The sequence below is a fragment of the Thalassolituus sp. UBA2590 genome, assembly GCF_002339775.1.
In the GTDB taxonomy this organism is placed as follows: domain Bacteria; phylum Pseudomonadota; class Gammaproteobacteria; order Pseudomonadales; family Oceanobacteraceae; genus Thalassolituus.
Genome location: NZ_DDKU01000144.1, coordinates 1 through 13,579, shown reverse-complemented (window position 1 = coordinate 13,579; position 13,579 = coordinate 1). Strand labels below are relative to the sequence as shown.

Here is a 13,579-nt window from a genome sequence, read left to right as displayed (position 1 = left end):
GCGTGGAGAGAATGGCTTGGTGATGTAGTCGTCAGCACCGCTCTCGAGGCCCTGAACTTTATTTTCTTCTTCACCCTTTGCTGTAAGCATGATAATCGGCAGCTCAGCTGTTGCTTCTTCGCGTTTCAGGCGACGAGCGAACTCAATGCCACTGACACCCGGCAGCATCCAGTCAAGCAGGATCATATCCGGGCGTAGGTCCACTACAAGAGAGTGAGCGTCCTGAACATTTTCGGCTTCGAGGCATTCGTAGCCAGCCATTTCAAGCGCTACAGCGATCATTTCACGGATGGGTGCTTCATCGTCAACGATGAGTACGCGTTTTCCAGCGTTAGTCATAGTCCGGTCACAGATTAGTTATCATTACCGTCGTATTACACAGGCGGGATGTTACAGGTATGTGACAAGGGGCTATTCACTCTTCGTAAATAGCCCCAGAGTCAGAAAAGATCCGGATACTAAGTTGCTCAGGAGGCACTCAGCAGGTAGTGGCCGACAATTCCGAGCCAGACAATGGCTCCGAACCAATGCGATTGACGGAATACCCGGAAGCAGTCTTCGCGATTGCGGCTCCGGGCGTTCCAGATCTGCCACCCCAGAAAGGTGGCGCCGATCACGAGACTGAGGTAGTAGACCCAGCCAAAGCCAAACTGCTGCCCTGCAAAAAACAGAAATGCGACACTCATGGCCTGGAGAAGCCCGATCATCTGTAAATCGAGCTCGCCAAACAGAATCGCAGTCGATTTTACGCCAATCTTCAGGTCGTCATCACGATCGACCATGGCATAGAAGGTGTCGTAAGCCACGGTCCAGCACAGGTTGGCCGCGTAAAAAAGCCAGAGGTAAGCGGGCAGAGTTTCCGACTCTGCGGCAAACGCCATAGGAATCGCCCAGGAAAATGCTGCCCCCAGAAATAGCTGGGGTAAGTGCGTGTGACGCTTCATAAAGGGGTAGATGGCAGCGAGAGCGACGCCGCCGAAAGAAAGCCATACCGTCATGCTGTTGGTCAGAAGCACCAGACCGAACGATAGGGCGCAGAGAAGCGCAAAACCAACCAGTGCCGCCTTTGCTGACAGGGCCCCAGTGGCTAACGGACGGTCATTGGTACGCTTAACGTGACCGTCGACTTCGCGATCAGCATAATCATTGATCACGCAACCGGCAGAGCGCATCAGAAATACGCCGGCCGTAAAAATAATGAGATTACTGAGTGATGGCATTCCTTCGGCTGCCGTCCACAATGCCCAGAAGGTTGGCCATAGCAGCAGATAAGATCCAACCGGCTTATCCAAGCGGGTAATGGCAATCCAGGCACGCCACTGCGGCCATAAAGAATCCAGTCGGGCTGTCAGCACAGGTACCTCAGTGTGTTCTGTCTGTGAGATCAAGTTCGGTCAGTGAGGGGCTGAAAGCCTCAGTAACCATCAGTGACCGGCCTCCCAGAGTGAAGACAGATCGTCGCGCCCATTCTAACCCGGCAGCGTTCGCTTTGCAGTGCGATACCCGAACAAACGTGCGACGCATATCTGGCTGGCTGAAGAGAAACGAGCCCAGAGAGCGATTGCCCAGATGGCGCAGTCGTGCCAACCGGCCAGTCAGAGCAGCCGCCGGTACTGCCGTGCGCGCATGCACAACCGAAGTACCATTCAGTTTGAGCAGCACCTCGCGGAACCAGACACGTTGACTGGCGGATAAGCCGAGTTCTTTCTGTTCTGCCGGAGTCGGGTAACCAATGCCCTCCTGCTGACAGTCGACGCTGAAACGCCCTGGAGCCAGGCGGGTAAGACGAGCCGTCAGAGAGCCACGCTCCAGTAACCAGGATCGCCAGAAGGGTGGCAATGCCTGAGGGGCGACGTTAAGTCGGGTCGACCAGTCGGGGCGCGCAGGATGGATAATGACAGCGAGGTCAGAAGAGTGCTTCATGGCGCGGAGAATGCGCTAAATCGCACGGTCAGGCAAGTCAGACCAGACTGTTGGTCAAAAAATGCCCGGAATTGACCGTTGATTTTAGCGGCCTTGGTAAGTACTTTTAGCGACCTTTAAAAACTCACCGAATCATAGGTTATTGGCATGAAGAAGTGGCAATGTGTTGTATGTGGCTGGATTTACGATGAAGCGGAAGGTGCGCCAGAAGAAGGCATCGCTCCGGGTACCCGTTGGGAAGATGTGCCTGACGATTTTATCTGCCCAGACTGTGGCGTAGGTAAAGAAGATTTCGAGATGGTAGAAATCTGATTATCCGGGCTACCGGTTCCCGGTAGCCCTCCTGCACCCCTGCCGACCTCTCTTACCTGATAACTGAACGGACCCTTCTATGAGTAATTCATCTGCTCCTATCGTAATTATTGGCTCAGGCCTGGCCGGATATAACCTGGCAAAAGAACTTCGCAAACTTGCAGCTGATCAGCCTTTGCTGATGATCACTGGAGACGACGGCCGTAGCTACTCCAAGCCGATGCTGTCGACAGGTTACGGCAAGAATAAAACCGCAGATGAACTGGCGATGAACACTGCTGCGGGTATGGCCGAACAGCTGAACATGACGATCCGTACCAATACTGTGGTGACCGCGATCGATATCGATGCGCATACCATCAGCCTGGGTGATGAAACGGTTGAATACAGCAAGCTGGTTCTGGCCTGGGGTGCTGAGGCGGTGGGTCCACGCATCGAAGGTGGTGCTGAAGATCTCGTCTTCTCAATCAACGACCTTGAAGATTACGCCAAATTCCGTAGCGCCGCTGAAGGCAAAAAGCGCGTTCTGATCATGGGCGCAGGTCTCATTGGTTGTGAGTTTGCCAATGATATGACTGCTGGCGGCTATGAGTGTGAGATCGTGGCTCCGTGTGATCAGGTGTTCCCGACTCTGCTGCCTGAGTCAGCAGCTAACGCAGTGCAGGCAGGTCTGGAAGGCATCGGTGTTAAATTCCACCTTGGCCCTCTGGTAAGCCGTATTGAACGTGATGGCGAGGGTGTTGTCGCAACTCTGGACAACGGTGATGAAATTCGTGCCGATGTCGTGGTTTCAGCGATTGGTCTTCGTCCTCGCACTCAGCTGGCAAGCGATGCGGGTATCAAAGTGAACCACGGTATTGTTGCAGATCGTCACCTGAAAACCAGCGCTGATGATGTTTACACTCTCGGTGACTGTGCTGAAGTTGAAGGCCGTGTGCTGCTCTACGTACTGCCGCTGATGGCTTCTGCCCGTGCATTAGCGAAGACGCTGACCGGCACACCAACTGAAGTCAGCTACGGTGTAATGCCTGTTACGGTGAAGACGCCAGCGTGCCCAGTGGTTGTTTCTCCGCCACCAGGTGGTGATGCGTCAGGTCGTTGGATTGTTGAACAGGAAGGCAATGACGTTCAGGCAGAATACCGCAATGAAGCGGGTGATCTGCTCGGATACGCTTTGACCGGAGCAAAAGTAGCGAATAAAGTAGCACTCAACAAAGAATTGCCGGCAATCATGCCCTGATTCTCTGTAACATCATTGGTCCTTAACAGATCAATACTGACAACAGAAACAAGGATATTACTATGCGTAAACCAGAACTGGCTGCGGCCATCGCTGAAAAAGCAGACCTGAGCAAAGAGAAAGCAGCAGAGGTTGTTACTGCTTTCACAGACCAGATTGCTAAGTCTCTGAGCGAAGGCGAATCTGTGACTCTGATCGGTTTCGGTACTTTCGAAGTACGTGACCGCGCTGAGCGCCAGGGTAAAAACCCGCAGACTGGTGAGCCAATCACCATTGCAGCCGCTAAGGTTCCTGCATTTAAGCCAGGTAAAGCGCTGAAGGAATCCGTCCAATAAGCGGCGTTCCTGATGTTACCGCCGCCGCTGAACTGACCCGTGAGTGGGTCAGCCGGCTGGTGGTCGGTGAAGGGCTTTGCCCCTTCGCCAGTCCAGTGATGGACACCCTCCGGATTGAAGTTTCCCCAGCCTCTGATGATTACACGGCAACCGCTGAGTTTATGACTCTGTTGCAAGAGGTGGCTGATTCATTGCCCTCTGATCTACCCACCGCGTTGTTTGTTGTACCGAACCTGTATCAGGATTTTGATGAGTACTGGAACTGGACTCTGATCTGCGATGATCTGCTGGTGCAGATGGGGTATGAAGGGCTGTTGCAGCTGGCGACCTTCCACCCGCAGTACGTGTTTGAGGGTGAAGACGCAGACGACATGAGTCACTTCACCAACCGCTCTCCGTTTCCTATGCTGCATATTATCCGTGAGCGGGATATCGAAGAAGCCTTAACACAGATTAGATTCCCTGAGAGAATTCCCGAAAGAAACCGACACCATATGCGCCGTCTGGGGCATAATGGCCTGCTCAATATTATGCCGTCGCTGGCAGGTACCGCGGTATTTGCTGATGGCGATGATCCAAGTACGCCCGATAATTAACGGGCGCTGACAGCTAAGGAGACTCCCTTGTTTAAATTTCGCATGTTGCTTTGGGTACTGTCCAAATTGATGAAAAAAGCAGCCAAGAAGAACCCTAAGTTCCGAGAGCAACTGGCAGGTCAGGATATGGCATTTCAGCTACAGACCGACGATGGTAAAGCTGTCCGTCAGTTTGTTGTTAAAGATGAAACCATCTCCAGCAAAGGCAAGGCACACAGTAACCCTGCATTTACGATCAGCTTCAAAGATGCGCATACCGGTCTGAAAGTGCTTACCTCGAAAGACCGCAATGCCTTTATGCGTGGCATTCAGGAGAAAGACATTAAAATCAGTGGCGACCTGTCGAAAGTGATGTGGTTCCAGGGCATCAGTAAATACCTGAAACCCTGATTAGGTTTTAAAAATCTGGCCCGGTATTCCGGATCAGGTCGATCAGTGAGAGATAATCAGAATAATAAGGAGGCTGTACCGTGACGCTGACAACCCGAATTCTTTTGGCCATGGCGCTGGCCATCGTGCTCGGCACCATCACGTTCAACCTCCTGGCCATGCCAGACCTTAATGACAGCGTGCGTTATGTGCTGGATGATTTGCTGGCGTCCGGTCTGTTTGCATTGATCGGTAAAATCTTTGTCTCCAGCCTGAAAGTCCTCGTTGTACCGCTTGTGTTTGTTTCTCTGGTCTGCGGCGTTTGTCATTTGAGTGACCAGAGCAGCCTTGGCCGAATGAGCCTGAAGACGGTTGCTCTGTACCTTGTGACGACGGCCATTGCGATTTCTGCGGCTATGACGCTGGCCAATATCGTGAACCCCGGCATCGGAATCGATATGTCGGTAGAGGCGGAATTTAACGCCCCTGAGGCGGTACCTCTTATCGATGTCCTGGCGAATATATTTCCAACGAATCCGTTCCGGGCGATGGCGGAGGGCAATATGCTGCAGGTGATCGTGTTCGCCATTCTGATTGGTCTTGCTATTGGTCGGTCGGGCGTGCCGGGTGAGCGTATTGGTAAGCAGTTCAGCGACTGGAACGAGATTCTGATGACGCTCGTCACCATGCTGATGAATCTTGCGCCGTACGGTGTATTTGCTTTGCTGTTCAGCCTGTTTGCCTCCAAAGGGCTGGGGCCCGTGCAGGAGCTGTTGGCCTATATGTTTACCGTGGTCGCGGTGCTGTTGGTGCACGGTATTGTTGTCTACTCCGCTATGCTGCGCATGTTTGCCGGTGTCTCTCCGGTGACCTTCCTCAAGAAAATGTGGCCGGTGCAGATTTTCGCCTTCAGTACGGCATCAAGCAGTGCCACCTTGCCGGTTACCATCAAGAACGCTGAGCAGAATCTCGGTGTCGGTACCCGCGCTGCATCTTTTGTGCTACCGCTGGGCGCAACCATCAATATGGACGGCACGGCCATTATGCAGGGCGTGGCGACTGTGTTTATTGCTCAGGCGTTTGGCCTTGATCTGAGCATGGGTGACTACCTGTTGGTGATTGCCACCGCCACTCTGGCCTCCATCGGCACCGCAGGTGTACCGGGTGTTGGGTTGATTACCCTGTCGATGGTTCTGCAGCAGGTCGGTTTACCGGTAGAAGGGATTGCATTAATTATCGGCGTCGACCGCCTGTTAGATATGTTGCGTACCGCAGTGAATGTGACTGGCGACACCATGGTCTCGGTTGTGATTGCTAAGACCGAAGGGGTTCTGAATCACGAGCGCTATAACGACCTGAGTCTCTCTGCGACGAATAGCAACGACGACAAATGAAGCGGCTTTCTCTCTATCGTTTTCTGACGTGTTTAGTTGCGGCGTTCGTTGTTGTGCTCGCTGCCTCGTTGACGACGCCGGGTCTTGCCTATGCTGCTAATGAGAGTGCGCCTGAGCGTATTATTTCGGGGAGCGGTGTGTCCGGTATATCGACACAGGTCCGGCAGTTAGCGGAAGCGCAGTTGACTGAACTGAGCGAAAGCGCGAAGCGTGACCGCTTACGCCGGCTTCTGCCCTGGTCACCTGCTGCTCTGCAGACATCGTTTGCCCAGCTGCTTGAATCATTCACGGACGAAGAGGTCGCCCGCTTACTGGAGATCGTCGATGATTCTCTGATGGCGCGAGGACGTTTGATGGAAGACGTTGCGCTTCAGGAACAGGGAACGCCAGAATACGAACGTTACATGCAAAGGTTGGCCACCTACCCACCGGCTGTTTCCCGGGTGCAAAGGGTTGAACGTCTCGTATCGGCAACGCGGATGGCAGAATGGTTGATTTACGCACAGGCGTCTGTGTCAGATGCACTCGAGCTTGAACTCTCTCAAGGATATGAAGCCGATACACGGGACGCGGTATTGAATTTTATGCTGTACGCGTATCGCCGGGTGAGTAACGCAGAAATTGATGCCCTTATCCGACTGTGGAATGACCCGGTCATGCAGCGTTGGCTGACCGAAGCTTTTGCTGCGTTACCAGATCCTGCCCGGCCTGAGCCAGGTCTCATCTAGCGAGAGTCTGGCTTTCAGGTAATGGGCTGATCTAAGTAAAGCCTCAGTGATTCAGAATGCTGATAAGGTCAGCGAAGCTATCCTGATTCTCAACCAGAGTATCTGCCACTTCAGCCGCGTCTTCAGCGGACAGCCCCAGACGAGCATATACCTGCTCTGGAATGACTTCTGACGGCCCGTCCCCTACACCACGTTCACGCAGCAGACGTACGGCAACGAAGAGCAGGTTCGCATAGCCTGAATAGTCGCCATCGTAATCGGCGTTGTGCATCTGACGCAGGGAAGCAACCAGTTCACCGGGCATCTGCCACTGCATCATCAATGCAGCGGCGCACTGTTCACGGCTCATGCCGAGTAAGTAGTTTTCAATATAGAAACGGTTAACGTGCGGGTTCGCTTCAATGTGACGGTTGATCAGCGAAAACTGGGGCGGAAACACCTGTGCCAGAATCAGAAATCCGAAGTTATGCAGCAGGCCACTCAGGTAGGCCATGCCCTGTGATGGGCGACCAGCAGGCTCTATTTTGCGTACCAGTTCGCCGCACAGTGCTGCGGTCATAACCGCCTGCTTCCAGAATGGGGTGTAACCGTGCGGCCCTTCTTTAGGCACAGCCAGAGACCGGCCCAGCGCCAGCCCGAGTGCAAGGTTGATGACCAGATCAAAACCGAGCACGCGGATCACCGCTTCTTCAACACTTTTGATCTCGCCACGTGTGCCGTAATAAGGAGAGCGCGCCCAACTCAGCACCTGAGCCGACATACCTGGATCAACCTCAATGGTCGTGGCCAGTGATTTGCTGTCGGCGTCTGGGTCGACTCTCAGTTCGATAATCTTGCGCGCAACTTCGGGGAGAGGCGGGAGGTCCAGGGTTTCTTCAAGGCGCTGTTTGATCCTGAGCGGTGTAAACTGACGGATGGCCGAATGGACATCATCAAGATCCTGATCGCTGCCTTGCCCCGGGCGGTCAGGACGCAAAGGCGTACTGTAATTACCGACATGCGAGCTGGTCGTCAGTGCACGGAATTCCGACATCGGAATCTTGAGCCAGTTTTTACCTTCTTCGCCAGAGTATACGAACAGCTCCTGCTCGCGCAGCAGTGCCTGGTCAATCATGGTTTCCATTTCGGTGATCTGCGGGATCGCCGGAAACTGATCGATTTTGTAGCGGGCCTTGAGCAGGTCAAGCTCGACTGCAGACAAAGCGGTGAACTGCCTGCCAAAGGCGTGTGACAATTGGGTGAGATCAAGCATCCGGTCGCCCGGTACCAGAACCTGCACCTGCCCCAGCTCATCTTTCAGGAAAACATTATAAGCAACCTTGGAAGAGTAGGATGCGGGCGGATTACTTTGCATGATTTCAAACAACTCCTTGTCATCAGCGGCGGAGTAGGGGATTCGCCAGTCTTCAAGGATTTTCTGTACGACGGCTGGAATGGCTGACATGTTTACGCCCCGGAATTCGTTCTTTCAGAAAATATAGTAGAGATCCTGAAAAATGTGGTCGATTGGGACTAAATTGGCAGATATTTCTTTACCAGGGTCAGACGTTGGCGAAGCGTTCGGCATCTCCCAGCCAGCGTTTGATCAGGGGTTCAACGGTGGCAGGGTGCTGGTACCAGAGGTCATTGGCCATTTCCTGTACCTGAGGGAGAAGGTCAGCGTCGCGTTGCAGGTCGGCAATCCTGAGCATCTGCAGTCCGGTCTGGCGCGTGCCCAATAACTCACCGGGGCCGCGGATTTCGAGGTCCTGTTCAGCAATGTAAAAGCCATCCTGGCTATCGCGCATGACCTGCAGGCGTTGTTTGCTGGTCAATGACAGGGGAGATTTGTAGAGCAGAACGCAATGACTCTTTGCGCTGCCACGACCAACCCGCCCCCGCAGCTGATGCAGCTGGGCCAGGCCCAGGCGCTCCGGGTTTTCAATGATCATCAGGCTCGAATTTGGCACATCGACGCCGACTTCGATGACGGTGGTTGCGACGAGAAGATCCAGCTGATGATCTTTAAAGGCAGCCATGATGTCTGCTTTTTCAGCGGCCTTCATGCGTCCGTGAACCAGACCGACGCGCAGCCCCGGAAGCGCTTTCTGGAGTTCTTCAAAGGTATTCTCTGCTGCCTGACACTGCAGGGCTTCGCTTTCTTCGATCAGGGTGCAGACCCAATAGGCCTGCGCCCCTTGAGAGCAGGCTTCCTGTACGCGCTGAATGATTTCCGGGCGTCGCTGATCGCTGATGGCAACCGTGGTAATCGGGCTACGCCCCGGAGGCAGTTCGTCAATCACTGAGGTATCGAGATCGGCGTATGCACTCATGGCCAGAGTTCGTGGTATGGGCGTTGCCGTCATGATCAGCTGATGCGGAGCAAGCCCTGCGCGTTCACCTTTCTCCTTGAGTGACAGGCGTTGATGAACACCAAAGCGGTGTTGTTCATCGATGATGACCAGACCGAGCTTCGAAAAATGCACGTCCTCCTGAAATAACGCATGAGTCCCTACGACCAGTTGCGCTTCGCCACTGGCGATTTCATATAAGGATTGTTCCCGGCCTTTTCCTTTAACTTTGCCGGCAAGCCAGCCCATGCGAATGCCGAGAGGTTCAAACCAACCCGCCAGATTACGCAGGTGTTGCTCGGCAAGGATCTCGGTCGGTGCCATTAACGCAACCTGATAACCTTGTTGAAGCAGATCACAGGCAGCGAGCGCCGCAACTAAGGTTTTACCAGAACCAACATCGCCCTGGACCAGGCGCAGCATCGGATAGGGTTGCTTGAGATCTTCAGTGATTTCATCGGTGACGCGTTGCTGGGCACCGGTTGGTGTGAACGGCAGTTTCTCCAGTAGTGCGCTTCGCAACGTATGGTCACTGAGGATGGCGGGTGCTTTATCGGCCTGTACCTGAGCACGCAGTTTAAACAGAGATAACTGGTGCGCCAGTAGTTCTTCCAGAATTAAGCGCTTGTGTGCGGGGTGGCTGCCTGACTCCAGCTGTAACAGGTCCGTGTTTGCGGGCGGGTTATGAAGAAACAGGAGTGCTTCGCGCAGGCCCGGGAGGCGCCATTGCGCGCACCACTGTTCGGGGAGCAGATCAGGAAGAGCCACCTCATCCTGCTTCAACAGCTCAATCATCTGTTCGTGAAGCAGGCGCAGGCGCTGCTGAGTAATACCATCGGTGGCTGGATAAATAGGAGTAAGAGACGCTTCGAGCGGCGTATCCAGACCGTCTTCGATGCGTTGGTATTCAGGGTGGTATAGCTCGAGCCCGCTGGCTCCTCGACGGGGTTCTCCATAGCAGCGCAGCAGAGTGCCTTTGCTCATCTGATTTTTTTGCGCCGCATTAAAATGAAAAAAGCGCAGATTGATCAGTCCACTCTGATCCTGAAGCTTAACCAGCAGGCTGCGACGCTTGCCAAACACCACGCTCGAGCCCTTCACCTCTCCCTGAATAACCGCGGGCCGCATAGGCATCAGGCCAGCAATGGGGGTGATTTTACTCCGGTCTTCGTAGCGGAAAGGCAGGTGAAAGGCGAGGTCAGTTAGAGAGTGGATATTCAGTTTACCCAGCTGCTCTGCCAGTTTTGGCCCGACGCCTTTCAGATCCGTTAGCTTACCGGAGTTCGCCATCAGGTTACTTCTTAGACCAGCACAGCTGGGCGTTTTCAATCAGAAGGTCGATGGCATTGCCTCGAGGGAAACTGGCGCGCCAGGCAAGGGCCACCGTCCGAAACGGCGCCGGCTCACGGAACGGACGCGTGGCCAGCAGGTTGTCGTCCATATTCCCGAGAGCGGACTCAGGGAGCACAGTCACACCGAGGCCGGTGGCGACCATGTGTTTGAGTGTTTCCAGCGAGCTGCCTTCGAGGACACTGCCGACACGGCTGTGCTGTTTGCGGTGGAGTGCCGGGCAGTGTTCAAACACCTGATCGCGGAAGCAGTGACCTTCGCCCAACATCAGCAGGTCGAGGTCGATCAGTTGCTCAGGGTCGATATCTTTCTGCTTCGTCAGCTCATGTTCTTTGGGCATGACGACGACGAACTTCTCTTCGTACAGAGGTCGGGTCACGACGTCCGGTTCAGTAAAAGGCAGCGCAATAACGATAGCGTCCAATTCGCCTTCTCTAAGCTGTTTACGTAAGACACCAGTGTAGTTTTCCTCAAGGTAGAGCGGCATGCCGGGCGCGGCACTGTGTATCTGCGGAACCAGATGAGGAAACAGATAGGGCCCGATGGTGAAAATGGCGCCGAGGCGCAGTGGCGTCGACAGCTGATTCTTGCCCGAGCTGGCGATATCTTTAATGGCCCGGGACTCCTCTAAAACACGTTGAGCCTGGGACACAATGCGCTCGCCTAACGGGGTCACGGTGACAGAATTCTTACTGCGCTCAAAAATAGCGACCTCTAACTCGCTTTCCAGCTTTTTTATCGCTACGCTGAGCGTCGGTTGGCTGACGTAACATTTTTCAGCGGCTCGGCCAAAATGTCGTTCTTGTGCAACAGTGACGATATAGCGGAGTTCGGTCAGGGTCATGATTGTTACCTTGAATGAAGGTGGCTTATCTGATTTATTCTACCTATCCATTACGTCAGCGAAAGACCGTAATAAAATAAAACGTAAGGTAGCGCCTAGATGCGGTACAAAATGCCTGAAATAGTGGAGGAAAGGCATGGCTTCTATTTTGGTTGTGGGCACCGGAGATATCGGCGGCCATCTGGCACTGGACCTCGCCCGGGAAGGGCATGACGTGACTGGCGTCCGCCGTTCGGACAAGCCCGTTGGGGAAGGGGTTCAGGTGATCAGTGCTGACGTGTCAGATGCCAGCACCCTGACCGACCTGCCAGACAACATTGATATTGTCGTATACAGCGTGGCAGCGCCGGTTTTTTCGAAAGAAGGCTATCACGCGTACTATGTGAAAGGCCTGAAGAATATTCTTAAGAAGCTGAAAGGGCAGACGCCTAAGCGTGTTTTCTTTGTTTCCAGCTCTTCGGTATATCACCAGATGGATGGTGAGTGGGTCGACGAAAACTCCGAAACTACGCCATCCAGCTTTGCCGGCAAAGAAATGCTGGCGGCCGAGAAAGTACTGCTCGATTCGGCATTCGGCGGCACTGTCGTACGCTTCACTGGTATTTACGGTCCGGGCCGTGAACGCATGATTCAGCAGGCGCGTCAGGGTGGTTACTGTGACCCTGAACCCGCTGTATGGACCAACCGCATTCACCGTGATGATTGTTTGGGAGTACTCAAATTTCTGATTAATCGCGCCCTGAATGGCGAATCGCTCGATGACTGCTATCTCGCCACTGATAACGAGCCAGCCACTCTGTTCGATGTCCTCGAATGGATGAAGGATCGTATCGGTGAGGTCGACCCGGATAGCGACGTGGGTGAAGTATCACGCCGCGCTAATCGTCGTTGTTCTAACAAACGACTGCGTGATCTGGGCTACGAGTTTAAATTCAGCAACTATCAGGAAGGTTATGATGTGATGCTGAATGAGATGGGGCTGGTCTGACAGCCCTCTGGCATTGCCGGATTAGTCCGGCAGTGTCTGCTACCAAAGCCCTGTAGCTTGAACCCTGCTGATATTCAGGCATTCTGATGACACCTGTCGCCGGAAATGCCTATGACCTCTGTTACTGAACGCCTTCTCTCCCGTATTGAACATGCAGGGAACCGCCTGCCTCATCCTACGCTGTTGTTTATCTGGCTGTGCGGACTGGTACTGCTGATTTCAGGGCTGGCATCTGCTCTCGGCTTATCAGCCGTACATCCTGTTAATGGTGAACAACTGACAGCGATGAACCTGCTCTCTGCCGAAGGGGCAGCGAAAATTCTCACTAAGACCGTATCGAATTTCACTGGGTTTGCCCCGGTAGGAACCGTACTGATTGCCATGTTGGGGCTGGGAGTTGCAGAGCGCAGTGGTCTTATTGCTGTTCTACTGTCTTCGATCGTTCGTGGTGCGAGAGGGGCCTTACTGACGTTTCTGGTGGTTTTCGCGGGTGTTATGTCGAGCCTTGCCGCTGACGCAGGCTATGTTGTTCTTATCCCTCTCGCTGCACTGGTATTTAAAAGTGCCGGTCGTCATCCCCTGGCCGGTATAGCAGCTGCCTTTGCGGGAGTCTCTGGTGGCTACAGTGCCAATCTGTTGCTCGGGCCATTTGATGCTGTATTAGCCGGTATCAGCACCGAAGCGGTGAGACTGGTTGAGCCGGGGGGCGAGGTAAATATTGCCGCCAATTACTGGTTTATGGTCGCTTCTGTTTTTCTCGTCAGTATATTGGCCACCATAGTCACAGCACGCTGGGTCGAACCGCGACTGGTTTCAATAACGGTTGAAGCTGACGACGAAGCCGCTGTAAAAGAGCATCTTCAAGAACAGGTTTTCACCGAAGAAAGTAAAGACCATCCGGAAGAAATTAATCAGAGCCGCGGGCTGAAAGCCGTTGCGATTTTTACTCTGATATTTGCTCTTATCTGTGCCAGTGGGTTAGCGGGAGAGAATGCCTGGTTGCGTCAGGGTATGGCCATTATTTCTTCGCCCTTTATGAAAGGCATTGTGGTTGTTATCTCAATTTATGCACTTTTATGTGGGTATATTTATGGTCGCTTCAGCGGTACCTGGCGTCAGTCGCATAAGTTGGTTGACGCGATGGAGGCGAGCATGGCAACCATGGCCGGT

The 13,579-nt window shown here is 53.7% G+C and carries 15 protein-coding genes; 9 read left to right on the top strand and 6 right to left on the bottom strand.

What is annotated here, in order from left to right:
* From B2067_RS12465 to B2067_RS12455, 3 genes are all read right to left on the bottom strand, one after another.
* Window positions 1-339: response regulator (locus B2067_RS12465; protein ID WP_301388669.1), on the bottom strand; the 339-nt coding region annotated here is incomplete at its 3' end.
* A 128-nt stretch (window positions 340-467) separates the two neighbouring features.
* Window positions 468-1,355: a 4-hydroxybenzoate octaprenyltransferase gene (ubiA, locus tag B2067_RS12460; protein WP_301388668.1), complete on the bottom strand. Its 888-nt coding sequence runs from the start codon at window positions 1,353-1,355 to the stop codon at window positions 468-470.
* Between the two features lie 7 nt (window positions 1,356-1,362).
* Window positions 1,363-1,923 (bottom strand): chorismate--pyruvate lyase family protein, encoded by a 561-nt coding sequence (locus B2067_RS12455; RefSeq protein ID WP_301388667.1) that lies wholly within the window; start codon window positions 1,921-1,923, stop codon window positions 1,363-1,365.
* A gap of 147 nt (window positions 1,924-2,070) precedes the next feature.
* On the opposite strand from B2067_RS12455, the gene B2067_RS12450 reads away from it, so the two are divergent.
* The 7 genes from B2067_RS12450 to B2067_RS12420 all read left to right on the top strand — a co-directional run bounded on the left by B2067_RS12450 (window position 2,071) and on the right by B2067_RS12420 (window position 6,897).
* Window positions 2,071-2,235 (top strand): rubredoxin, encoded by a 165-nt coding sequence (locus B2067_RS12450; RefSeq protein ID WP_068441816.1) that lies wholly within the window; start codon window positions 2,071-2,073, stop codon window positions 2,233-2,235.
* A 79-nt stretch (window positions 2,236-2,314) separates the two neighbouring features.
* Window positions 2,315-3,475: an FAD-dependent oxidoreductase gene (locus B2067_RS12445; protein ID WP_301388666.1), complete on the top strand. Its 1,161-nt coding sequence runs from the start codon at window positions 2,315-2,317 to the stop codon at window positions 3,473-3,475.
* A 62-nt stretch (window positions 3,476-3,537) separates the two neighbouring features.
* Window positions 3,538-3,810, top strand: coding sequence for an HU family DNA-binding protein (locus B2067_RS12440; protein ID WP_068435111.1), 273 nt, complete (start codon window positions 3,538-3,540; stop codon window positions 3,808-3,810).
* A complete protein-coding gene (locus B2067_RS12435) occupies window positions 3,798-4,406 on the top strand; it encodes a DUF1415 domain-containing protein (RefSeq protein WP_349676809.1) in 609 nt (202 codons plus the stop codon). Before B2067_RS12440 ends, B2067_RS12435 begins: the two co-directional genes overlap by 13 nt.
* Window positions 4,407-4,433: 27 nt before the next feature.
* The gene (locus B2067_RS12430) at window positions 4,434-4,796 is read left to right on the top strand and encodes an SCP2 sterol-binding domain-containing protein (protein WP_217693560.1); all 363 of its coding nucleotides are present in this window, start codon (window positions 4,434-4,436) and stop codon (window positions 4,794-4,796) included.
* Between the two features lie 80 nt (window positions 4,797-4,876).
* Window positions 4,877-6,169 (top strand): dicarboxylate/amino acid:cation symporter, encoded by a 1,293-nt coding sequence (locus tag B2067_RS12425; RefSeq protein WP_301388665.1) that lies wholly within the window; start codon window positions 4,877-4,879, stop codon window positions 6,167-6,169.
* On the top strand, window positions 6,166-6,897 hold the full coding sequence (locus tag B2067_RS12420) for a hypothetical protein (RefSeq protein ID WP_301388664.1): 732 nt from the start codon (window positions 6,166-6,168) through the stop codon (window positions 6,895-6,897). Before B2067_RS12425 ends, B2067_RS12420 begins: the two co-directional genes overlap by 4 nt.
* Before the next feature lie 43 nt (window positions 6,898-6,940).
* Here the strand turns inward: B2067_RS12420 and B2067_RS12415 are convergent, their stop codons facing one another.
* The 3 genes from B2067_RS12415 to B2067_RS12405 all read right to left on the bottom strand — a co-directional run bounded on the left by B2067_RS12415 (window position 6,941) and on the right by B2067_RS12405 (window position 11,421).
* A complete protein-coding gene (locus B2067_RS12415) occupies window positions 6,941-8,341 on the bottom strand; it encodes an aminoacyl-tRNA deacylase and HDOD domain-containing protein (RefSeq protein ID WP_301388663.1) in 1,401 nt (466 codons plus the stop codon).
* A 97-nt stretch (window positions 8,342-8,438) separates the two neighbouring features.
* Window positions 8,439-10,517 (bottom strand): ATP-dependent DNA helicase RecG, encoded by a 2,079-nt coding sequence (gene recG / locus B2067_RS12410; RefSeq protein WP_301388662.1) that lies wholly within the window; start codon window positions 10,515-10,517, stop codon window positions 8,439-8,441.
* 4 nt (window positions 10,518-10,521) lie between these two features.
* A complete protein-coding gene (locus B2067_RS12405; protein ID WP_301388661.1) occupies window positions 10,522-11,421 on the bottom strand; it encodes a hydrogen peroxide-inducible genes activator in 900 nt (299 codons plus the stop codon).
* A gap of 136 nt (window positions 11,422-11,557) precedes the next feature.
* Here B2067_RS12405 and B2067_RS12400 point away from each other — a divergent pair, with 136 nt between their 5' ends.
* Together B2067_RS12400 and B2067_RS12395 are read left to right on the top strand one after the other, a co-directional pair.
* Window positions 11,558-12,409, top strand: coding sequence for an SDR family oxidoreductase (locus tag B2067_RS12400; protein WP_301388660.1), 852 nt, complete (start codon window positions 11,558-11,560; stop codon window positions 12,407-12,409).
* A gap of 111 nt (window positions 12,410-12,520) precedes the next feature.
* The coding region (locus tag B2067_RS12395; RefSeq protein WP_301388659.1) for an AbgT family transporter at window positions 12,521-13,579 on the top strand (1,059 nt) is incomplete at its 3' end.